Here is a 23,513-nt window from a genome sequence, read left to right as displayed (position 1 = left end):
CACTTATTTTAAGTGCCTGTTTTGATTGCGGTATTCCCCTGGAGTAAGACTTACTATTTATTTGAATATTTTTGAAAAATGAGGTAAGTTTGAGAATCCAGTATCGATAGCTATTTCCAAGAAAGTATTATTTGTAGTTGTAATAAGATATTGTGCCCTTTCAATCTTCTTTTCATGGATATAGTTTAAGGGCCTTTTACCTGTGTGAATGAGGAATTGTTTCGAAAAATAATCCTGATTTTGATTTATTCTTTTTGCTAATTGAGCAACAGTAAGATTTTCACTTAAATTAAGTTGCACAAAACTCATCGTATCTAAAATTTTTGATGGTACTAGTTGCGAATTTTTGTTTTTGAAGCCCTTTGAACTCAGGAATCTGGAAATCAATTGTAGAATAATTCCTTGATTTTCAAATTTTACATTCGTATTTATTTTATTGTTAAGCGATTGGTATTCTTTATAATAGGCTTCTTTTTCATAAGTTTTTGGATTGTCTGAACGATTGATACCTCTTCCGGGATTGATATGGAACAATCTTTTAATCAGTGCTACATCAATTTCTGTGGCGGGTAATTTCATGATGCTCCTATTGTTGTTAAACAGAGAGATTCCATCAGGTGATTCTTCAAAAAATGGAATAAAATACTGGCTTAGATAATTATCACAATTTAGGTTACATATCGTAAAACTCGGAATAAGATATAAATGACCGGGCTTTAAAGTCATGCGTTCAGAACTGTCTGAAATATATCCAATTCCATCATCGATATAATACAATCTTTAATAAGGACTAATGACATTGTTATAATTCCAATTGTGATTTAGTTTAACATAATCTACATGTAATAACGAGAATGAATATTTGAAAATATTTTTTGTGGAAAAATGGCTGCCAATGGAGCAAATATTTGAGCTGTAACCTTCATTTTAATACTTTTCTACATTCGAAAAACCTCTAAGTCATTTGATTTTAGAGGTTTTTTTTGTTAAGATGGGAAAAAGTCATTTTAAACCTGTTTAGAGAATTTGATACAATTTGGAACAATTCAATAAATTATTTTGTTACTAAAAATAACTAATTTTGACTTAAGTAAAATTCAACTATAAAAGAATCAAAATGGTGAACGAGAGAGTAATGGAGAAGTTGGGAATATTGGCTGATGCTGCCAAGTACGATGTGTCGTGTTCGTCAGCATTAAGCAAACGTGAGAATAAAAATAAAGGCTTAGGCAATGCTAAAGATTATGGGATTTGTCACGCTTTTACAGAAGATGGCCGTTGTGTTTCACTGCTAAAAATTTTACTTACGAACCATTGTATTTTTGATTGTGCCTATTGTGTCAGCAGAAAAAGCAATGATGTGAAACGTACGGCTTTTACTGTTCAGGAAGTGGTGGATCTGACAATAGGCTTTTACCGTAGAAACTATATTGAAGGTTTATTTTTGAGTTCGGGTATTTTTGATAACGCAGATTATACTATGGAGCGGTTGGTAAGGATTGCCAAAAAATTACGATTAGAACATAATTTTAATGGTTATATTCATTTGAAAGCTATTCCCGGAGCCAGTGATGAATTGCTGAAAGAGGCTGGATTGTATGCTGATCGTTTAAGTGTAAATGTAGAAATGCCTACAGAGCAAAGCCTTCAATTACTGGCACCTGACAAAAATCACATTGATGTGATGAAGCCGATGGAATACCTCAAAAATGAAATCGTTGGATACAAAGAAGAAAAGAAACTCAATTACAAAGCGCCACTTTTTGCTCCCGCAGGCCAAAGTACCCAAATGGTAATTGGTGCCACAAAAGAAAGCGATCTGGAAATTTTGGGAATGGCCGATTATTTTTATCAGCAGATGAATATGAAACGAGTGTATTATTCTGGTTATGTCCCTATTAGTCATGATAATCGTCTTCCTGCTATTGGTACGCCGGTCCCCATGATTCGTGAAAACCGTTTATATCAGGCTGATTGGCTGATTCGCTACTACGGATTTAATGTAAATGAAATTGTCGGATTCAACCAGCCTAATCTCGATCTTGACATTGATCCCAAACTTGGGTGGGCTTTGCGTAATCTGAACCAATTTCCGGTTGACATAAACACTGCCGATTTAGAACTTATAAAACGTATTCCCGGAATTGGATATTTAAGTGCCCAAAAAATTGTAGCAGCAAGGAAGTTTAAAAAACTGATTCCTTATGATTTACAGAAAATGGGAATTGCCTATTCACGTGCTAAATATTTTCTGGCTTTTGTTACACCATTTCAATTGCAGAGAGATTTAACTTCTATCCAAATAAAGGATCATATTGTAAATTTGCAAAAAAGTAAATATAAAAATGACTTTTCGAATCAGCTTGCTTTATTTTAATCAGAATGACAGAAATAATTTATGATGGTACTTATGAAGGCTGGCTTACAGCTATATTTGAAGTTTATGAATATAAACTGGCAGATATCGTTTTTGCCAAAGAGGAAACTTCGGGTACTTTACTTTTCGCAACTTCTCATTTAGTACAAACTGATATTTTAAAAGCAAAACGCGTTTTGAATGGATTAAAAAAGCGTATTTCGGCAGAAGGTCTTTTAAATATTTATAATGCTTTTTTATCTGAGGAGACTCATATAGAGGAAACTATGTTTCAATTTGTTCATCATGCATTTGCTAATTCTAAAAATATAGAAGAAGATTTTAGTAATAATGCAGTCTGGAATCTCAGAAAAGCAGCGCGACTAACCAGAAAAGAGTCACATCGCATGGAAGCTTTTGTCCGTTTTAAACTGACAAAAGACCAATTATATTACGCCATTATTGAGCCTGATTGTGATGTTTTGCCACTTATAGAAAATCATTTTAAAAAGCGTTATGCAGATCAGCGTTGGTTAATTTATGATGCAAAACGTAAATATGGCATTTATTATGACCTTGAAAATGTTTCTAAAATTAAATTACAATTTAATGCTAAAACCTCTTTATCTAAACATCTAACCGAAATCTGCGATGAACAGGAAGAGTTTTTTCAGAATCTGTGGCAACGTTACTTTAGCAGTGTGAATATTGAATCCCGAAAAAACATGCGTCTCCATATACAGCACATGCCTAAACGTTATTGGAAACATTTGATAGAAAAGATTCCAAATTTGAAAAATAACAATTTTAATTTCGAAAGAGATTAAAAATGAAAAACCTCCAAACTCAAATGAAATGGAGGCTTATATTCTTAAAGTTTTAAAAGCTTTAAATCATAGTATTTTATTATTGAAATTATAAATCAATAATTTTTAACTATAAAAATTGGCTTTCATAAATTGTTTTTAAGTTATTTTCTATAATAAAACATACTTAGATTCATTTCGGTAAAAAAAACCTTTTAAATCGATTTATTTTGAGTTTAACCTTTTTTGATCTACTATTTGCTTTATTTTACTCGAGTTAGAAATGTGAAAAATACTTTTAAATTGTTTACTTACTTTTTTTCAAAGCATCTATCAATTCTACCATATCAACTACAGCATAAGTAGAGGAGTAGTCAGATACAGCATAAGGCAATATAAGACTGTTGTTATGAATAATAGCACCGCAGGAATACACAACATTTGGAACATATCCTTCTCGTTCATCTTCTAATGGAGAGAGCAAAGGTTCTGTAAGCCTACCAATCTCCTTAGACGGATCATCAAGGTCAAATAAGGAAGCACCAATACAATAACGTCGCATTGTTCCTACACCGTGAGTAATAACGAGCCAGCCTTCTTCAGTCCATAATGGTGATCCACAGTTTCCTATTTGTGTAAACTCCCAGGTATATCGTGGCTCCTGAAGAAGAATAGGAGTATTCCATTGTGTAACTCTGTCCGAATACATAATGTAATTATTTACACCATCGATTCGGGCAAGCATAGCATATTTGCCATTTATTTTTCTTGGAAATAAGGCCAGATTTTTATTTTGGGCACCGGCTCCATGCAAAGGCATGACTCTAAAGGTATAAAAATCTTCAGTAGAAATAAGTTTAGGTAAAATTGTGTGACCATTATATGCAGTATAAGTAGCCATAACACGAGAGGTACCATCGTCATCTGTAAAATGAACAAAGCGGGCATCTTCGATACCACGACTTTCAGAGTCGGATATAGGAAATATAACACGTTCAGTAATATCTGAATCATGTTTGAATTCTAGATCATAAAATGATTTTGCGAGCCAGAGTATTTCATTTAGTGCCGTTCTTCTTTCTTCACGAATCGATGGATCGCTTAATGCTGTATTTACCATACTTTTTAAAATGGCATATTCAAATTCATTAGGTAATTGCTGCATAATGCTTGCAATATATTTATCCTCAGTATGCATTTCGGATAATTTCATTAAAAAGCGCTCTTTATTGAAAAAGCTTTTGTGTACAATTTCAGCTTTATCAATATTATGGCCAATTTTCATTACCTGCAGATTATTATCCCTGTCCAGAATTCCTCTTCTGAAAACAATTGATGAAATATGACCTTCGCCTGTTGCACGAAAAGAAATAATAACACGTTTTTCTCCCGCTTCAAGCCCTGTCTGATCAAAATCTTCTATTATAGATGGGTTAAAAATAGCTGCAGATTCTATAGCATATTCCATTGTACAATAAGAGCCAATAAGCATTTTTCGATCAAGAGATAAAGCTTCATAGTCAATTTTCATCTCTTCGATTATGTTTCTTATTTTTTCACAATGTCTTAAAAATATACTTGAAATATTACGATGCCGTCTTGCAAATTCACGGAGTGTCTGCTCTAAAGTTTCCAATACTTGCTTATCATCAAGCATCATTATGCGGATTACCATTTGTTGGGTTCGTTCATCCCCATTTATAAAATATCGTGCAACAACTCTTTTAGAATCTGGGGTAAATTTTATATTTTTTCGGATAACAGATACACGCATATTATAATTTTTAAGGGTAAAAAAAAAGATTATTAATTATATTGAAGTTAACTAATATGTTAATAAAAAAACTTTATTTTTTGTTAAAATTATTTTTACGTGCCTCTTTAATACTGGACTGGAAAATTACTATTTATACCCAGAAATACTAAAAATAGGTATCATAGTTAAAAAGAGTTGTTGCAATTTATAAAACGAAACATCTTTTTGAAATATTGCTTTATTGTTATTAGTAATTTAGTTAATGTATATTTAATAGATCTAGAGATGTCAGTACCTGAAGAGCTATACAATGCAAAATTTGCAGAATTTATGGAATCTATTAAGATTTTGTATCTCGTAGATGATAAATTCAAATCAATTTGTGACGAATATTGTACTAGTAAAATAGAAACAGTAAAGTTTCAAAAAAGGCTTGAGAAAAATTTTAACCAAAAATTAAAGCTTGAAAATTTATCAAAAGAACTTGAAGAAGAAATTCTCTTTTATATATTAAAGCAAATTTAATTTCAGTTATAAGTATTAAATTAAGCTTTGCTTCAATTTTTTTAAGACATTTATGTGATTTAAATTTTATATAAGCTTATAGCTAATTAGTTTTTTATTTAACAACATTATATTTAATAAACATTTATGAGAATATTCCGCAAAAATAAGCAGCTATCAAATATCAATTAAATGTACTTTTTCGTGTTTTTTTTACTATTCCACAAAGTTTATCAATAGGAAATAAGTATGAATTCAACAAAAAAATGTATTTCTGAAAATTATGCAGCAATACATTTTTTTTGAAATTAACACGCCTTGGGAAATATAATTATCTATTTTTCCAGCAATACTGTTTTACCAGTAACATTGAATCTTCCATTTTGATTGTCTTTAGAACCATCAGGCTGTTTTCCTCCTACTGAAATCGTAAACCATCCTGGCTCAACTACACGCTGTCCTTTTTTATTTATTAAGGATAGCTGCCTTGAAGTGATTGTAAAACTAACCGTTTTGGTTTCCCCTTTTTTTAGATTGATCCGTTCAAATCCTTCTAATTGCACTATCGGACGTGGAGTGGAGGCTTTTTCATCTTTCAAATATAATTCAACAACTTCGTCACCATCATGATTACCAATATTAGTTACATCAACCAAAATTTCAAAATCATTTTCAGCACTAACAGCTGTCGGAATTTTTAAGTTGCTGTATTTGAATGTTGTATAGCTTAAACCAAATCCAAAAGGATAAAGAGGCTTCTTTTTAAAATAACGGTAAGTACGGCCTTTCATATCATAATTTTCAAAGGGCGGAAGCTGATCTACTGATTTGTAATACGTAACGGGTAATCGGCCAGCAGGATTGTAATCTCCAAAAAGTACATCGGCAATTGCATTTCCGCCTTGCTGACCCGGATATCCTGCTGTTAATATTGCTGGAACATTATCGTTGGCCCAATTTACAGATAGCGCACTTCCATTTATTAAAACTAAAATTACTGGTTTTCCGCTTGCCATTATCGCTTTCATTAATTCTTCCTGATTTGCCGGTAAATTAAGACTGGTACGGTCACCGCCTTCAAAACCATCTGCTTCGACTTTCATTTCTTCACCTTCCAGACGTTCATTCAATCCTAAAACCAAAACTACTGCATCTGCCTGACTTGCAACCTGAATAGCTTCTGTTAATAAGTCCTCTTTTGGTTCAGACCATAAAAGCTGTGCAATTGCATCACCGTAGAAGTTTTGGTACTTAACCTCAATTTTATATTTTTTTCCGGCTTCTAATTGTATTTTTTGAGGACGAATTCGCGGATGATGGTTATTTTTTCCACCTGATGTTTTACCCGTTTCGATTTCGATAGTCATAAAAGGTTTCGACCATTCAGAAATATTGTAAAATCCTGTTTTTGGAGCCACAATATATCCCGTCCATCTCACGCTATAGTTGCCCATTTTCAACCGCGGGTCAGGTGTATCAATATCCCAGTGAAAATCGATGTTATCATCTATACGGGTAAATATCGGTTTTCCTTCACATTCTTTATTGTTAAAATATTCTGCTGTCAGACCTTGTACTCCGTTTTCATTTTGAAGATAAACAGACGGGATAACTGTCATTTCCGGAACTCCTTTTGCAAGATCTGTACCTTTTGCATATAACACTTTTGCCTGCGGTTCCAGTTTATTCTGAATCCCTTTTAGTACCGTCACAGGATTGCTCGGAATACCACTATAATTTCCCCATAACGACTGCACATCATTAGCATTTGGCCCTATTAAGGCAACAGTTTTGATGTCTTTAGAAAGCGGAAGTGTATTATTCTGGTTTTTCAAAAGAACAATACTTTTTTGAGAAGCCACACGAGCCAGCCAGTCATGAGCGGAATTGTTGTTAACCGAAAAAGGAATTTGAGCGTAGGGTACAATTTCCTCCGGATCAAACATACCTAATTTAAAACGAGCTGTAAACAAACGTTTTAAAGTGATGTCAATATCGGTTTCTGTAAGTAATTTGCGATCTAGTGCTTCTTTTAATGATTTAAAATTGCTTCCACACTCCAAATCTAATCCTGTTTTTACAGCTAAGGCTGAAGCTGTTGCTGCGTCGCTGGTAATTTTGTGGTATTTCCAAATATCCGTCACGGCACCACAATCTGATACAATGTAGCCTTTAAATCCCCAATCATTTCGAAGAATATTAAATAGAAATGGACTAGCACTTCCTGATTCACCTCTAAAACGGTTATAGGCTCCCATTACAGAATACACATGACCTTCTTTTACTAAAGTACGAAAAGCAGGTAGGTACGTTTCATAAAGATCAATGTCGCTGGTTTCGGCATTAAAAAGATGACGGGATGGCTCGGGGCCTGAGTGAACAGCATAATGTTTAGCTGTAGCAATCACTTTAAAATATTTTTCATCAGTTCCCTGAAGACCATTTACGTATTTAAGTCCCAATTGACTGGTAAGAAAAGGATCTTCTCCATAGGTTTCATGCCCACGCCCCCATCGTGGATCGCGAAAAATATTGACATTTGGAGACCAGAATGTTAATCCCTGATACATTCCGTGCTGGCCTCTTCTCAAGTATTCGTGATGTTTGGCACGTGCTTCGTCTGAAATGGCATTGGCAACATCAAAAATTAATTGACGATCCCAGGAGGATGCGATTGAAATAGATTGTGGAAAAACTGTTGCATATCCCGCACGGGCAACACCATGCAAAGATTCGTTCCACCAATTGTATTCCGGTATACCCAATCGTTCAATTGCAGGAGAGGAATCCATCAGTTGACTGATTTTTTCATTTATAGACATTCTGGATACGAGATCATCAACACGTTGTTCTGTAGTTAAATTTGGATTTTTATACGTAAATTTTTCCTGGGCGAAAGTGTTTAATGCTAGAAAGTTCAACATAAACACGAGACAATATACTTTTCTCATTTAGTTTTCTTGAAAATAGTTAGGTTATTGATTTTGATTTTTTAATCTAAAAGATTAAGAGCAGCTCATTACTTTCATAATTGCAAAATTAGATTTTTTATATCTTTCCATTTGGGATAAATTGCTATTTAAGGGTGGTTGTAAAGCTTATATTCAAATTTTTAATTTTTAACCCTACATAAAAAGGGTAGAAAACACTATTTTAGGGGTGGTATTTAACTACTGACATCGTGTATTTTAAGTTCCTAAAAGAATTTTGATATTTTTGCCTTTGCTTTAAGCTAATAAAAATATAAATTTTGAAACGTCACATATTTTTAATCTTTTTCTATTTGATTTGTACGCTTTGTACGGCTCAGCCTTCCGGTATTTTGACTCATTTTTCAAATGATTTGAAGTTAAGCCAATCACGTATTCTGGGTATTCAGCAAGATGAGAAGGGGTTTATTTGGCTTGGTACTTTTAATGGGCTTATTCGTTATGACGGAAATAATTTCCAAAATTTCAGGGTAGATAAAAACTCTTCATTAAACTTAATGTCGAATCGTGTATCCAAATTTAAGTTCGATAAAAATGGAAGAATTTGGATTCAGTCTGAAAAAAATGATATTTATTATTTTGATACAGATCAGTTATTATTTCATTCCCCAATTGAGAAAAAATTAGATAAATCATACAATATTTCATTTAAAAAATTCAAAGTGATGCCATCGGGAAAAGTATGGCTATTCCCGGAAGATAAAAGCTACCTGATTGTTTTTCAAAATAATAAACAGGCCCGAAATATTGCTTTTGATCCGCTGAAACAGTGTGGTGTAATTTTAGATGTATTCGAAGATACTATGGGAACAACCTGGTTCTTGACAGACGCCGGAATTTGCAGATTAAATAAAGAGGGCAGTGCATCTGAATATTTCTTTTCAAAAACAGACGGACACTCCGGACCATCATATTCCTTTAATTCAGTTTTGGAAACTAACGATGACGTATGGTTTGGAGGTGAAAAGGGCAAATTTAAACGTTACACTAAAAAAACAAATACTTTCTTCGACTTTGATCTGGGTATAAAAGAAGATATTGCCTTAATAAAACTCGTAGGTAAGAGCAAAGTACTAATAATCACTACTGGTAATGGGTTTTATTTTTATGACATACAGACGGGAAAACTCGACATTTATACCAGCGAAACGTTACCTGGTTTTCCTGATGATAAAGTTAACTATTTAGGGGTAACAAATTCGCGTCAGTTTTGGTTTGAAACAACAAATGCAGGTGTATATCAATTCGATTTGGTTACCAAAAAGTTAAAACACATGCAGGTGGATTCCAGCGGACCTCAAGTGGTTGCAGAACAAAAAAGTTTTTTGCTTACTTCACCAGACGGAACAGTCTGGATCCAGTCAAATAAAGGTCCATTTTCATATTGGGATGAGAAGCAGAACAAATTATCGTCTATAATGCGATGTGTAAAAGAGTCAAAAGAAACTATCTCTGATGTAATGCATACAGCCACATTTGATAAATTGGGAAATTTATGGTTTTGCTCCTTCAAACAGGGATTAGACCTGATAACTTTTAACAATCGTAATTTTTCAACATTAAATTTAGAAGTATCAGCCAATCGACAAAAACATAATGTTCGAAGCATGATGAGCGACAAAAATGGTAATCTTTGGGTAGCCAGCCGTGCTGAAAATATTGCCATATTCGACCCTCAAAAAAAGAAGATTGGAATGTTAGGGTCTGATGGTACGTTATCCAATAGAAGCACGGGATGGGGAGCTGATATTTACAGTATTATGGAAGATACCAATGGCAGAATATGGATTGGAACACGAGGTAATGGATTATTTTGCCTAAAACCTTCAGGACAGCCTTTTAAATACGATGTAAGTCATTATAAATATAATGTAAAAGACATTTATAGTATTAACTCTGATGATATTTATAAAGTTTTTCAGGCATCAAATGGTCAGATTTATGTGACTACCTGGGGAGGAGGAATTAATATGATCCGTCAGTCAAACAGTGGATTTCGTTTTATCAATCATAAGAATGAACTAAAAAACTATCCCATAAAAAATGCTGACAAAGTTCGTTCGATAGTTGAAAATAAAGAGCATGAATTGTTTTTTATCTCTTCTTATAAATTGTTTACCTTTTCAGCAGAAAACAAATCGCCTGATAAAATACGATTTAAAGAGTTTTCGCAGGTATCAGGCAATGATATTTTAGATATTCTGATAACCTCTGATAACGGATTAGCATTGGGTACGAATGGTAAAGGCTTAATTCTGGCCGATCTGGATAAACAAGGTCAGCTAAGGATTAAACCTATTTGGAACAAAAATATTGCTTTTCCTCTAGAAGGTGTTGTGGCCTTGCAAGAAGATAAATTAGGTAAAATTTGGCTTATGAGTGACAATCAGGTTGTTCGCTTTGATCCTAAAAAAAATAGTGCCGAAACATTTCCTGAACTCAAATCAATTATTGGAACCGAAATATTTTCTGAAGCTACAAGATGCCGGCTTTCTAATGGCGAAATTGTTGTTGGATATTCAGACGGGGCGCTTTATTTCAACCCTGAAGCTATTAAACCTTTTCAGTTTAAACCGTATTTAGCAATATCAGGATTTTCAGTCAATGATAAACCATTACACGAAATCAATCCTGAAACTCCCGGAAATCCGGATTTGCTCAGAGAAGTTACACTTCAGCATGACCAGAATTTTTTCAGGGTACAAATTTCAGCCTTAGATTATATTAAAAGCGAAAATATTGTGTATCGTTACAAGCTTGAGGGAGTTGATAAACAATGGAATTACCTTAAAGGAGGACAGTCGATTAATTACACCAATTTAGATCGGGGAAAATATACTCTTATTGTATCGTCTACAAATGGTCATAATTTATGGGCAGATAATGAAAGACAAATTGAAATCACCATTTGCCCTTCAATTTGGGGAACTCACTTTGCTTATTTCTGTTATCTGTTAATGGCTATTGGTTTGTTTTTAGTGGTTAATCGTGCGGTTCTGACCATATTAAAACTGCAAAGTGATGTAAAATTGCAGAAACAAATGGGGGAATTAAAATTAAAATTTTTTACTGATATTTCACATGAAATCAGGACTCCTCTTACTATGATTACAGCACCTTTAGAAGTTATGCTCTCGGATAATGAAATAAAAAAATCAGTTAAAGATCAACTTCAAATCATTGAAAAAAACAGTAACAAATTGTTGAATTTAGTGAATCAGATTTTAGACTTGAGAAGAATTCAGGACAGGAAACTGGTTGTTAGTGAAGTGAACTTAGCTGATTTTGTAACGAAAGTAAGTGACAATTTTAGTGAAATCAGCATACAGCGCCATATAGATTTGATGGTAAACAACAATGCTTCAAAACCAAATGTTTGGGCTGATCCGGATAGCATTGATAAAATTTTGGTCAATTTGCTTTCAAATGCTTTTAAATATTGCCATAAAGGAGATACCATTCAGGTAGGAGTAGAGGAGTCTGAAAAACAGGTTATTCTAAAAGTTAGTGATAATGGACCAGGTATTAGTCCGATACTCCAAAAACGATTGTTTATACGTTTTTCAAACTATAACGAAAATCCATATAATCCAAGTACAGGAATTGGCCTTTCTATAGTAAAAGATTTAGCAGATAAACATGGCGCAACTATTTTAGTTGAAAGTACTCCAGGTAAAGGAAGTAGTTTTCAAATTTGTTTCTTAAAAGGATATAAACATTTCAACGAGGATGTGGATATTTTGTTTGAAGAAAATGAAGCGGATTTAATGAATGAAGTGAGATTTGAAACTGAGCCGGACTTTATTCCATTTGAAAAAGTGGAAAAAAAATTACCGATAGGGTTGATTGTAGAAGATGATCCTGAATTAAGAGGATTTATCGTTTCTGTTTTAGAGAAGGATTATACCATTTATGTAGCAGAAAACGGTATAGAAGGAAATTTAAAAGCATCAGATTTATCTCCTGATTTTATCATAAGCGATATTATGATGCCACATATGGATGGCATAGAAATGCTTAAATTGATTCGGAATAACTTTGCTATCAGTCACGTTCCGGTGATTTTACTTAGTGCAAAAACTGCCATTGAGAGTAAATTAGAAGGAATGGAATACGGTGCTGATGATTATATAACCAAACCATTTAATGTGAGTTTTTTGCAGGCGAGGGTTAAGAATGTTCTAAAACAGCGCTTACGCCTTCAGAATTTGTATTCGACCGGTAATATTACTGAAATTTCAGAAGAGGAACCTTTACAAATTTCAAATAAGGATAATAAATTTATGTTTCAAGTTATTAAACTGGTAAAAGAAAATATGTCTAAATCAGATTTTTCAGTTGATGAATTAGGAAGATTAATGTGCATGTCACGCGCGAGTTTCTTTAATAAACTTAAAAGCATAACAGGAGTTTCACCTGTTGTATTTATTCGCGACATGCGATTGAGTGAGGCTGCAGAACTTATTAAAAATGAAGATTTGCTGATAAAGGAAATCTGTTTTGAAGTTGGTTTTAATGACCTGAAATATTTTGGAAAATGCTTTAGAACAAAATTTAATTATACTCCGGCTGAATATAGGCGCCTGCATCGTTAATTTGGATTTAAATGTAACTTTACAAAAAGGCTTCGACTCCGCTCAGCCTGACATTATTAGAGATTTTGTATTTACCACCAATTGTCATCCTGAGCGAAGTCGAAGGCTTGTTTACCACTAAACTTTTTTTTGATTTTAATTTTCATGAGTTGTTTCATTTCTATATTTTGAAAGTTTTTTAAGATATTCCCATTTGTCATTTATTATAGCTTTTTTCTTTTTTCTACCATCCTTTTAGTTGTTTTTTCAAATGCAATAGCCTGATTTAACTCATTGAATTCTGTATGAAAAACTAATTCCAATGGTCTTTTATCAAAGGTGTAGCATGCTATATTCAATCCTAAATTATGTTCATTTAACCTTCTTTTCATATTATTTGTCATTCTGTATAATAGCTATTATCAGAACATTTTAAGATATAAACATAGTATTGTTTCATTTAAGAGTTTTTAAAAATTATTGACTTATTTAAAGTAAGAAAAATAACTAAAAATGAAATGATTTACTTCTGTTTTTCCTTTTTTTGCATGTGCGTCAATTAGAACGGGGCTTCGACTTCGCTCAGCCGGACAATAAGATGTAAACTTTCGTTTAAATTTTAAATGTGTTTTTATTTGCGATTATTTTTTAACACAATGTAAAAAATATACTAATTAATTACCTAATATTTAATTATTACTCCCAAATTAGCGATTTCACCCTCCTCGAAAAGCAATATTTACACCTTTTTAAGATTCACTATCTATAGTTTTGCCCCATAACCTAAAGTTTTTAACTAATTCTTAACTAACTAATAACAAACCAAGCTTATGAAACACACCAGCACTTTCATTCTATTATTAACTGGCATATATAGAGCCTCCTGCAGGCAAAAATTTACCAGACAATAAAAAAAATTTCAATTTAAATAATATGATATGAAAAACATAAAAAAACTAATACTCGGAGTAGGTGTACTTCTTTTTATAATCACTTCCTGCTCTGGCGATGAAATGAAATATGACCCTTACGTTGTGAGAGATTATGCGCTTCAGCTGAATGGCAAGCCCTGGAATACGAATGTAGGCATTACAACGAGGGCTATTTTTGTTTATAAAGAAAACGGTGAATATTTTGGCAACTACAGTTCGCTTTATCGTTTTGCACTAGAGAAAGGAAGTTACAAGTTTATTGCAACAGATATTCCGGTAGAGATGGTTCCTTTACCAGTTAACCTAAATGATTTTATTATTCCGCAAGCAGTCAATGCAGATCAAAAGGTAAATATGTCAGCAGTGGTTCCTTACGCAACGCCGTTTGAAGAACAACTTAACATGAGCATCTTTACCAGAACGGGAATATTACGCTTAAAGGCAAAAGACATAGTAGCAGATCCAAGTTATACTGTTATCAAAACAATTGTTTCTGTAAAACGCAACGGCTACAAAGTTTCGGACGAAACATTTATTAAAGGAGATATGTCGGTGGCCAGATCTAAGAAAACGACCTCAGGAGGAATTAATTACTTAGATGATTTTATTGTATTTCAAACTGATGAAGCAGCGAATAATGTTACTATTCGTATAGAATTTATGACGGCGGATTTAGTTGTGGTAAAAACAAAAGAATTTGAAGGTTCTTTTCCAATTTTAGCGAATACGGTTACTAATATCGATTTTAACATGAATGATGCAGATACATCCATTATCAAAGATTACGTAGTAACCATTGATGGAGTTGTACAAACCAAATAAATGAAATCCAATAATGTACAGATTTAAAAAATAAATCTAAATAAAATATAGTCGTTATGATAAAAAAACATATCATGAGCACATTGATCGTCTTGTTTTTGACGATTAGCGGTTATGCTCAGGAAATAACTGTAACGGGAGTAGTGAGAGATAAAATGGGCTCGATTCCAGGTGCAACAATTATTGTAAAAAATGAAAAAGCAAATACTACCAGTGATTTTGACGGGAAATTTTCTATCAAAGTAATCAACCCTAAAACAGCTGTTTTAGTGGTTAAGTTTATTGGTTTAGAAGATATTACTGTACCATTAAATGGACGTACATCCGGAGTTGATATCGAAATGAGAGAATCTACTAGTGAATTGAATGAAGTAGTAGTAATTGGTTATGGTACACAAAAACGTGGAAACCTGACTGGTGCGGTTTCCAGTATAAAAGGAACAGTATTAGAAAAAGTTCCAACCAGTTCTGTAGCTGAAGCCTTGGTGGGTAAATTGCCGGGTGTTCAGATTACTTCGGCAGATGGTTCTCCTGGTTCTGAAATCATGATCCGAATTCGTGGAGGAGGTTCTATTACCCAAGACAATTCCCCTTTAATTTTAGTGGATGGGTTTGAAGTTGCTACTCTAAATGATATTCCACCAACGGATATTGAATCGGTAGAAGTATTAAAAGATGCTGCATCTACTGCTATATATGGTGCCCGTGGTGCTAACGGAGTTATTTTGGTAACGACAAAAAATCCTAAAGTTGGGAAGGTTTCTGTGAATATAAACAGTTACATGCAAATCAAAACATTGGCAAATCATCTGGATGTAATGGATCCGTATGAATATGTTATGATGCAATATGAGTACGAAAGAGGAAGAAGTTCTAATCCGACTGCTTTTTACAATCGTTACGGACAGGCGTATGAGATGTACATTTACAAGGGAGACAAAGGAATAGACTGGCAGGACGAAATTTTTGGCAGCAACCCAATTACTAAATACCTTGATTTTAGTATGAATGGCGGTAATGAAAAAACAAAATTTAAGTTTGCTGTTACCAATCAGGATCAGCCAGGGGTATTAATAGGAACCGGTTTAAAACAAACCAACATGAACCTAACCCTTAATACGAAACTGTCTGATAAATTTACTTTTGAATTCCAATCCCGTTTTATAAACCAAACAATCGAGGGTTCAGGTACTGAAGGGGTCAGTCTGCTTAGTGCACTACGTCAGGCACCTACACTTGGCTTACAGGATTATATGACATTACCTGAGGACGAAACTTATTTTGATCCGGAAGACTATGAGCCTGTGAGACGTTTTAATCCAATACAGGAAGCTGAAAGGAATTATCGTAATCGTACGAAACGTACATTCAATACAGTTGGAGCCTTAACGTGGAATATTATGAAAGGATTAAGTCTTCGCAGCTCATTCGGTTTCGAATACCAGTATGAAGAAGACGGCCGTTTTTGGGGTCTGGAAACGAGTACTGCAAATGCCAATGGTGGACTTCCAGTCGTAGGCTGGCAAATGAAACAAAGCCCTCGTACACAATTAAATAATGTGCTTAATTATAACTTTAAAATCAATACCCTTCATGATTTTCAGGTCATGGTAGGTCAGGAAATGAAGGATCAGCGAAGCTCTAGTAAAACGTATACCACTCGTTATTTTCCTGAAGGTATAACTGCAGAAAAAGCATTGGATAATCTTGCTTTGGGAACAGCTTTCCAAAACAATTCAAAAGAAGGTTCTCCTAATAAAATTTCATCATTCTTTGGCCGTGTAAATTATGGTTTTGATGACCGATATCTGGCAACATTTACCATTCGTGCAGATGGTTCGACAAAATTTGGCCCTGATAATCGTTGGGGAGTGTTTCCGGCTGCAGCAATTGCATGGAGAATGTCAAATGAAAAATTTTTAAAGGAGAGTACAACTATTTCAAATTTAAAATTGCGTTTAAGTTATGGAGTTTCGGGTAATGACCGAATTGATGGCGATTTGTATGCTAAATATTATGGTGTTTCACAAGACAGATCAGTAGGCTGGGGAGAAGAAAGTCATTATTATTATAATTTTTATAATCCCAATGGCAAGGTTACTTATTTAAATAACCCTAATGTAAAATGGGAAACAACTTATACGGCTAATTTAGGTGTGGATTTTGGTTTTTTTAAAGAACGTCTAACAGGTAATATAGAATTTTACCAAAACACGGTAAAAGATTTGTTAGTGCCTTCTGATATTCCGGGTGCATCAGGTTTTAGTAAAATCATGACTAATGTAGGACAGACATCAAATAAAGGAATTGAATTTGCCATTAATGCTAATCTGATTCAGCAAAAAGATTTTCACCTGGATGTAAATTTCAATATTGGACATAATAAAAATAAAATCGAAGCACTTTCAAGTGGAGAGAACGAGTGGATTCTTAGTTCTGGATGGGCATCAACAGATTTGCTAAATGATGATGATTATCGTGCCTATGTTGGAGGTACTAAAGGTTTAATTTACGGTTTCGTTAATGATGGTTTTTACACGATGGATGATTTCGATTCATTTGATCCGTTAACCAAAACATGGAAACTGAAAGAGGGTGTTGCCAACTCCAAAAACCTCTCTGGTGAACCGCGTCCTGGGAATGCTAAGTTCAAAAAATTGACACCTGTTGATGAATCCGATTCTAATACGTATGTAATTGGTGCGAATGACAGAAAAGTTATTGGTGATACGAACCCAAAATATTCAGGCGGTTTTGGACTGAATGCAGTATGGAAAAATTTTGATTTTTCTACTTTTTTCAACTTTGTAAGTGGGTTTGATGTTTTCAACGCAAACAAAGTAGTAATGACTAACTGGAATAGAAACTCCCAAAATAATTTAGGGATGGAAGTATCATTGGAGAATCGTTGGAGAAATTTTGATGATATGGGGAATGATCTTCGTTATTCACCGGCACTTTTGGCTGATTTTAATAAAGATGCCACTATGTGGAATCCAACTTCAATAGGTCGTCCTATTGCCTCGTCTTATGCTGTAGAAGATGGTTCTTTTTTGCGATTGAATACACTTTCTATAGGATATACAATTCCAATAGATATATCCAAAAAATTAATATTTAGCAGAGTACGCTTGTATGTAACCGGGACTAATTTATTTGTATGGACGAATTACTCAGGCTATGATCCGGAAGTTAACCTTTCAACAGGATTAACACCTAACATTGATCATAACGATTATCCTAGAACAAGAAATTACACTTTGGGAGCTCAGCTGTCATTTTAATTAAATTAAATCTTAAAACCATGAATAAAAAGATATTATTAAGTATGCTATTTAGTTTCGTACTGTGTTTGACAGGTTGCGATGATTATCTAGACGTACATCCTGCAACCGGTTTTACCGAAGCTGAAGTTTTTAGTTCTGAAAGTGAAATAAAATCTGCCGTTGCAGGAGTGTATACACTGATGCTGACAGACGAAGCCTATTCAAACAGACTTGCTTTTGTTTTTAATCCGAATACCGATGTAGAGATGGCGGGGGTTAGTACTAATACAGTAAATGTGAATGGTTCTGACATTGCCTGTTTTGAACCGAAACCTTATTGGACAACTTTGAATTCTACCTGGAATGCCATGTACAAGATTATCAATAATGCCAATGATGTTATTCAGGGAATTGAAGGTTCAGATGTTTACAAAAATGCAAGTAAAACAGAACCTTCAAATATTACACAGATGTATGGAGAGGTTAAAACACTTCGTGCAATGGTATATTTAGATATGATCCGCATTTGGGGAGATGTGGTGTTTCGTACTACATCATCAACCGGTAATGAGGATTTTAGGGTAGGAGTAACGGATAGAAACAAAATTCTTGAATTTTTGATAGATGATTTAAAGTCAGTTGAGCCGTTAATGCAATATGCAAATGCATTGGATTATGGTCCGGAACGTGCATCAAGAAGCTTTAACCAGGGTTTGATTGGTTTACTTGCACTTACCCGCGGAGGATGGACTTTACGTCCTGATAGTGATCCTGCCAATATTGGTCATATGGTTCGTGGAGAAAATCATGAATTGTATTACGATATTGCTATACAATATTTAGGAAAAGTAATTAATGAAGGACAACATGACCTCAAATTGAGTTACCGTGATTTTTGGATTAAACAAAACAATTGGGTAACACCGGTTAATGATGACGTAATATTTTCATTGCCGTTATTAAAAGGTGTCTCAGGAGAATATGGCTATATTGTTGGTATTCCAATTGTAGAAGGAAGTCATCCTTATGGAAGTGCTTCAGGAAACGTTAATTTGGCAGGAACTTATTTGTACTCGTTTGATAGTAAAGATTTGAGACGTGATATTACTTGTGCGCCTTATTCATACGATGCCACTTTAAAACAAGTGATTCGTCTGGACTTGGCTAAGCTGGCTGTTGGAAAATGGTCAAAGCTTTATGGAGACCCACAAGGAAGTACAAGTCAAAAAGGAACAGGTATCAACTACTCATGGATGCGATTTGCCGATGTACTGTTGATGTATGCAGAAGCTGTAAATGAAAGATTTGGACCGCGTCAGGATGCTCAGGAAGCTTTAAAAAGAGTTCGTCGCAGAGCATTTGATCAGGCAGACTGGGCTGTAAAAGTAGATAGCTATGTTTCTTCCAAATCAAATCCTGATTTATTTTTTCAGGCTGTTATGGATGAGCGTGCCTGGGAACTTGGCGGAGAAAGCAAACGTAAGTTTGACTTAGCCCGTTGGAATAAATACAGTGAAGTAATTTACAACCAATATAACAAATTTGTTAACTGGGGAAAAGTTGCCAATGGGGCTTATGTTCCTGGTGTAGAGAATGTTCCCGGAAGTGTGTTTTGGAAAGAAATCCCGAATCCCGACACTAATAACCCAAGTAAAATAATTTTAGATATCAAAGGAATTGATCCTGTTTTACAATCTAAACCAGCAGGATATACAGAGACAATTTTTGCAACAAAATGGTATGCTTTAAATAGTGACACTCAGGCTTATGAGCCAAACAATGACATTAAGTGGAGTTTTAGAGGTTTTATAAACTTCAACAATGCTGCCAGTAAATCTCCAAATGACCCATTACGTTATTTATGTCCTTATCCTTCCAAAGTGATTTCGGATCATCGTGGAGCTATTCAGAATTATTATGGTTTTAACTATTAATTGAATTAAGATGAAAAATTCAAAAAAAACAATTTATATTTTAGCATTCTTCAGCATAATTTTGCTTGGAGCAATGTTAAACTCCTGCCAGCAAGACGAATTTGCTTATGCAAAGGTTGGCGATTTGTTTCAGCCCAAGTTTGTGCTTACTGAGCCTAAGGTTGAAAGTAATTCAATTGCTGTAGTATGGTACAAGGTAAATGATGCCGCTTCCTATACAGTAGAATTGCATTTAGACAATTATTACTCCAGTCTGTTCAAATCGTATACTACTACAGAAACGCAAATTTTCATGGATGATATTCCGTATAAAACGCAATTTTATATCAGGGTTCGTGCGAACAGCGATAATACTAAATTTAATTCGCAATGGGCTTACACAAATGCTTTGACTGAAGATCGTCCGCCTTATGCTCAAATATTGAAACCGGTTGAAAAGGTAAGTATTACTGAAACAGAAGTAACCGTAAGCTGGATAATCGATGCGGCTAATCCGGTAGATAGTATTTCTGTCGCACCGGCACAGTCTAAGGAAATTCCTGCTATCGGGCGCAAGCTGACAGATGCAGAAAAAGCTATTGGACAAGCTAAAATTGAAGGTTTGGAAAAAAGTACTGCCTATAATGTAAATGTTTATGACACTAACAAGCCACGTATTTATGACAAACCATACAATCAGGTAAGTTTTCGTTCGGCAGGACCATCACCAGAGCAAATTTTGGTAATGAAAGGGGATGATTTAGATGCACTGTTGAGAGCTAATAATGACGACGCTGCCATTCCGGAAGGAACAGAATATTTCCTTGAAGCTGGTTCGTTATTTAAAATTACCCCGTTTACTATTTCAAAAGGTTTTAAACTTACGGGTGGAACACAGGGGGCAATGCCTCAAATTGAAATGAACGGAAACTGGAATATTGCAGAAGGATCACTTTTAACTTCATTGACATTCGAAAATATTCGTTTCTATCAAACCATCGATGCCGGTTATTTTTTCAACAGCGGAAATTCTTGGAAAATTGACGAAATTACTTTCTATAACTGTGTATTCAATTATTTTAAACGCGGTTTTTGGAGACATCAAGGAAATGGAAAATACAAAGAAGTAGGAAACTTTGAGATGAGCTATTGTACGTTACAAGATGTAGGAGGGCACACTGGGCCTTATGGTACCTTTGCTCTTGGCTCTGGGGGACAAGATAATTTCAAGAAAGCCGTTTTTTCTAATTGTACTTTTATGAAAGATTATTATGGTACAACTAACAATACGCAAAATTTCAAGAATTTGTTTGATTATGGTGATTCAGCTTATCCAATTTATTTAGAATATAACAATGTAACAATTTATGATTATGCTTATAATCGTTCATTGATTAATCTTAAAAATGCGGTTGGATCTACATTAGTTTTCAAGAATGTATTATTAGCTTCTGCTAGTGGTAAACTAATTCAGGCAATAGCAGCAGGTAGTACAGCTACATATAGTAATAATTACACCACTACAGATTACTTACTTGGCCCAACCAGTATTCAGGGAACCGCATTAGGAATAAGTGCACAAAACTTGTTCGTAAATCCAAAAGCAGGAGATTTAACAATAAAAGATTCAAACTCTCCAATTGTTACAAACAAGGTAGGCGATCTTCGATGGCTTCCTTAATTCCTGCTGGTTAATTGTTTAGTTAAAAAAAGAAGTATCCCAACCCCGGATACTTCTTTTTCCTATCCAATTTTTTTAACGCTTATAGTTCAGGGAATTTAGTCTGAAGATAATCAGTGCTCTTATAATAAATGTTTTTTAGTAAAAACATGTTGATTAATATTATTTAAAATGAAATTAAAACAATTACTGCTGTCCATTATTTTGACAGTTTATGGATTAGGAGCAAATGCTCAGGGATGGAATGGTGACTTAGGAAACGGAAAGTACAAGAACCCTATTTTACATGTTGATTATTCAGATCCGGATGTATGTGCGGGGAAAGAAGGGTATTATATGACCGCTTCCAGTTTTAATAGTTCTCCCGGGCTTCCTATTCTTCATTCATATGATCTGGTAAACTGGAAATTAATTGGATATGCATTACAAAATCAGTTTCCCGTAGAACATTATCGTACTGTTCATCATGGAGATGGTGTATGGGCTCCATCAATTCGCTATCATAATGGTGAATATTATATTTATTGGGGTGATCCTGATTTTGGAATCTATATGGTTAAAACTAAAGACCCTGCCGGTGTTTGGGAAGAGCCGGTATTGGTAAAAGAAGCAAAAGGAATCATTGATACCTGTCCGTTTTGGGATGAGGATGGAAAAGCTTATCTATCTTATGCATTTGCAGGAAGCCGTGCTGCTGTAAAAACTGTTTTAATGTTGTCAGAACTTGCGCCAGATGGTACCAAATTAATTGGTAATCCGGCGATGGTATTTGACGGACATAATGGTCATACAACTGTCGAAGGTTCTAAAATGTACAAGAGAGACGGCTATTACTGGGTTATGGCTCCAGCCGGAGGCGTAAAACCGGGATGGCAGCTGGCTATGCGTTCTAAAAATGTTTGGGGACCATATGAGTCAAAAATTGTGTTGCATCAGGGTGATACAAAAATGAATGGACCACATCAGGGAGGATATGTTGAAACGCCTAATGGAGATGGATGGTTTATTCATTTTCAGGATCGTTGGGCATACGGACGAGTTGTGAATCTTCAGCCAGTTACCTGGAAAGAAGGCTGGCCGGTTATGGGAAAAGACAGCAACAATGATGGTATTGGAGAACCGGTTATGGAATACACAAAACCTAATGTTGGTAAAAATTATCCTGCCACTCCCTTGGTTTCTTCTGATGAATTCAATGGATATCAATTCGGTTTGCAATGGCAGTGGCAGGCCAATCAGAATCCGGCAAAACACTGGGGATGGTCATCGGCAAATCTTGGATTTATGCGCCTAAACTGTATTCCGCGTGATGAAAATGTGAAAACCATGTGGATGATGCCGAATTTGCTTTTGCAAAAATTTCCGGGTGCCAATTTTACAGCTACAGCAAAACTTACTTTCGAAAACCATCCAGATGCAAAAGAATCAGGCACAGGCTTGATTGTATTTGGCGAAGATTATTCCTATATCGCAATAGAGCAGGGTAAAGATGGAGGGTTAAGATTGGTACAGCGCCAGATGATAAACGCCAGGACTTCTAAAGATATAGAAACAGAATTAACGTCTATTCCTGTTAATCAAAAAAATGTGTTTTTCCGTGCCAAAGTTCAAATGATACAAAACATAGAGCCTTATAATGCTAAAGTTACTTTTTATTATAGTACTGATGGCAAAAAATTCAAAGAGTTTGGGAAATCTTTCAAACCAAGCGCAGGTCGTTGGGTAGGAGCAAAAATCGGGCTTTTTGCAACAGGAACTAAGGCTGTTAATGACAGCAGTTATGCAGATTATGACTGGTTTAGGGTAGAAGAAGATTAACTATAATCAAAAAAAGGTGTCAGGCTGAGCGGAGTCGAAGGCTAGTCAACCGTAAAGGGCTTCGACTCCGCTCAGGGTGACATTAAATTAAAAAA

Annotated in this window: 13 protein-coding genes; 9 read left to right on the top strand and 4 right to left on the bottom strand. The window is 34.7% G+C overall.

Going from position 1 to position 23,513, the window contains the following annotated elements:
* Positions 1–57: 57 nt before the first annotated feature.
* Positions 58–777 (bottom strand): helix-turn-helix domain-containing protein, encoded by a 720-nt coding sequence (locus tag ACEN2I_RS02385; protein ID WP_441764522.1) that lies wholly within the window; start codon positions 775–777, stop codon positions 58–60.
* A gap of 340 nt (positions 778–1,117) precedes the next feature.
* Here ACEN2I_RS02385 and ACEN2I_RS02380 point away from each other — a divergent pair, with 340 nt between their 5' ends.
* Positions 1,118–2,377, top strand: coding sequence for a putative DNA modification/repair radical SAM protein (locus ACEN2I_RS02380; RefSeq protein WP_441764521.1), 1,260 nt, complete (start codon positions 1,118–1,120; stop codon positions 2,375–2,377).
* A 5-nt stretch (positions 2,378–2,382) separates the two neighbouring features.
* Positions 2,383–3,183 (top strand): TIGR03915 family putative DNA repair protein, encoded by an 801-nt coding sequence (locus tag ACEN2I_RS02375; protein ID WP_441764520.1) that lies wholly within the window; start codon positions 2,383–2,385, stop codon positions 3,181–3,183.
* A gap of 286 nt (positions 3,184–3,469) precedes the next feature.
* Here ACEN2I_RS02375 and ACEN2I_RS02370 read toward each other — a convergent pair whose 3' ends face one another.
* Positions 3,470–4,936 (bottom strand): glycoside hydrolase family 130 protein, encoded by a 1,467-nt coding sequence (locus tag ACEN2I_RS02370; protein WP_441764519.1) that lies wholly within the window; start codon positions 4,934–4,936, stop codon positions 3,470–3,472.
* A gap of 267 nt (positions 4,937–5,203) precedes the next feature.
* On the opposite strand from ACEN2I_RS02370, the gene ACEN2I_RS02365 reads away from it, so the two are divergent.
* Positions 5,204–5,443, top strand: a complete 240-nt coding sequence (locus ACEN2I_RS02365; RefSeq protein ID WP_441764518.1) for a hypothetical protein — start codon at positions 5,204–5,206, stop codon at positions 5,441–5,443.
* Positions 5,444–5,757: 314 nt separating this feature from the next.
* On the opposite strand, the gene ACEN2I_RS02360 is transcribed toward ACEN2I_RS02365, so the two are convergent.
* Positions 5,758–8,346 (bottom strand): glycoside hydrolase family 3 C-terminal domain-containing protein, encoded by a 2,589-nt coding sequence (locus tag ACEN2I_RS02360; RefSeq protein ID WP_441764517.1) that lies wholly within the window; start codon positions 8,344–8,346, stop codon positions 5,758–5,760.
* 326 nt (positions 8,347–8,672) lie between these two features.
* On the opposite strand from ACEN2I_RS02360, the gene ACEN2I_RS02355 reads away from it, so the two are divergent.
* Complete coding sequence (locus ACEN2I_RS02355; protein WP_441764516.1) at positions 8,673–13,007, top strand: two-component regulator propeller domain-containing protein; 4,335 nt, start codon at positions 8,673–8,675, stop codon at positions 13,005–13,007.
* 203 nt (positions 13,008–13,210) lie between these two features.
* Here the strand turns inward: ACEN2I_RS02355 and ACEN2I_RS02350 are convergent, their stop codons facing one another.
* Complete coding sequence (locus ACEN2I_RS02350; RefSeq protein WP_441764515.1) at positions 13,211–13,378, bottom strand: GIY-YIG nuclease family protein; 168 nt, start codon at positions 13,376–13,378, stop codon at positions 13,211–13,213.
* 546 nt (positions 13,379–13,924) lie between these two features.
* Between ACEN2I_RS02350 and ACEN2I_RS02345 the strand changes: the two genes are divergently transcribed.
* From ACEN2I_RS02345 to ACEN2I_RS02325, 5 genes are all read left to right on the top strand, one after another.
* Positions 13,925–14,740 (top strand): hypothetical protein, encoded by an 816-nt coding sequence (locus ACEN2I_RS02345; protein WP_441764514.1) that lies wholly within the window; start codon positions 13,925–13,927, stop codon positions 14,738–14,740.
* A 74-nt stretch (positions 14,741–14,814) separates the two neighbouring features.
* Positions 14,815–18,024, top strand: coding sequence for a SusC/RagA family TonB-linked outer membrane protein (locus ACEN2I_RS02340; protein ID WP_441764513.1), 3,210 nt, complete (start codon positions 14,815–14,817; stop codon positions 18,022–18,024).
* A gap of 20 nt (positions 18,025–18,044) precedes the next feature.
* Positions 18,045–19,940: a RagB/SusD family nutrient uptake outer membrane protein gene (locus tag ACEN2I_RS02335; RefSeq protein WP_441764512.1), complete on the top strand. Its 1,896-nt coding sequence runs from the start codon at positions 18,045–18,047 to the stop codon at positions 19,938–19,940.
* 10 nt (positions 19,941–19,950) lie between these two features.
* Positions 19,951–21,600, top strand: a complete 1,650-nt coding sequence (locus ACEN2I_RS02330; RefSeq protein WP_441764511.1) for a DUF5123 domain-containing protein — start codon at positions 19,951–19,953, stop codon at positions 21,598–21,600.
* A 171-nt stretch (positions 21,601–21,771) separates the two neighbouring features.
* Positions 21,772–23,418 (top strand): glycoside hydrolase family 43 protein, encoded by a 1,647-nt coding sequence (locus tag ACEN2I_RS02325; RefSeq protein WP_441764510.1) that lies wholly within the window; start codon positions 21,772–21,774, stop codon positions 23,416–23,418.
* Positions 23,419–23,513 lie beyond the last annotated feature (95 nt).

The organism is Flavobacterium sp. W22_SRS_FK3 (genome assembly GCF_052113665.1).
Taxonomy (GTDB): domain Bacteria; phylum Bacteroidota; class Bacteroidia; order Flavobacteriales; family Flavobacteriaceae; genus Flavobacterium.
Note: the sequence above shows the minus strand (reverse complement) of the source record. Positions and strands in the feature narration are given on the sequence as shown.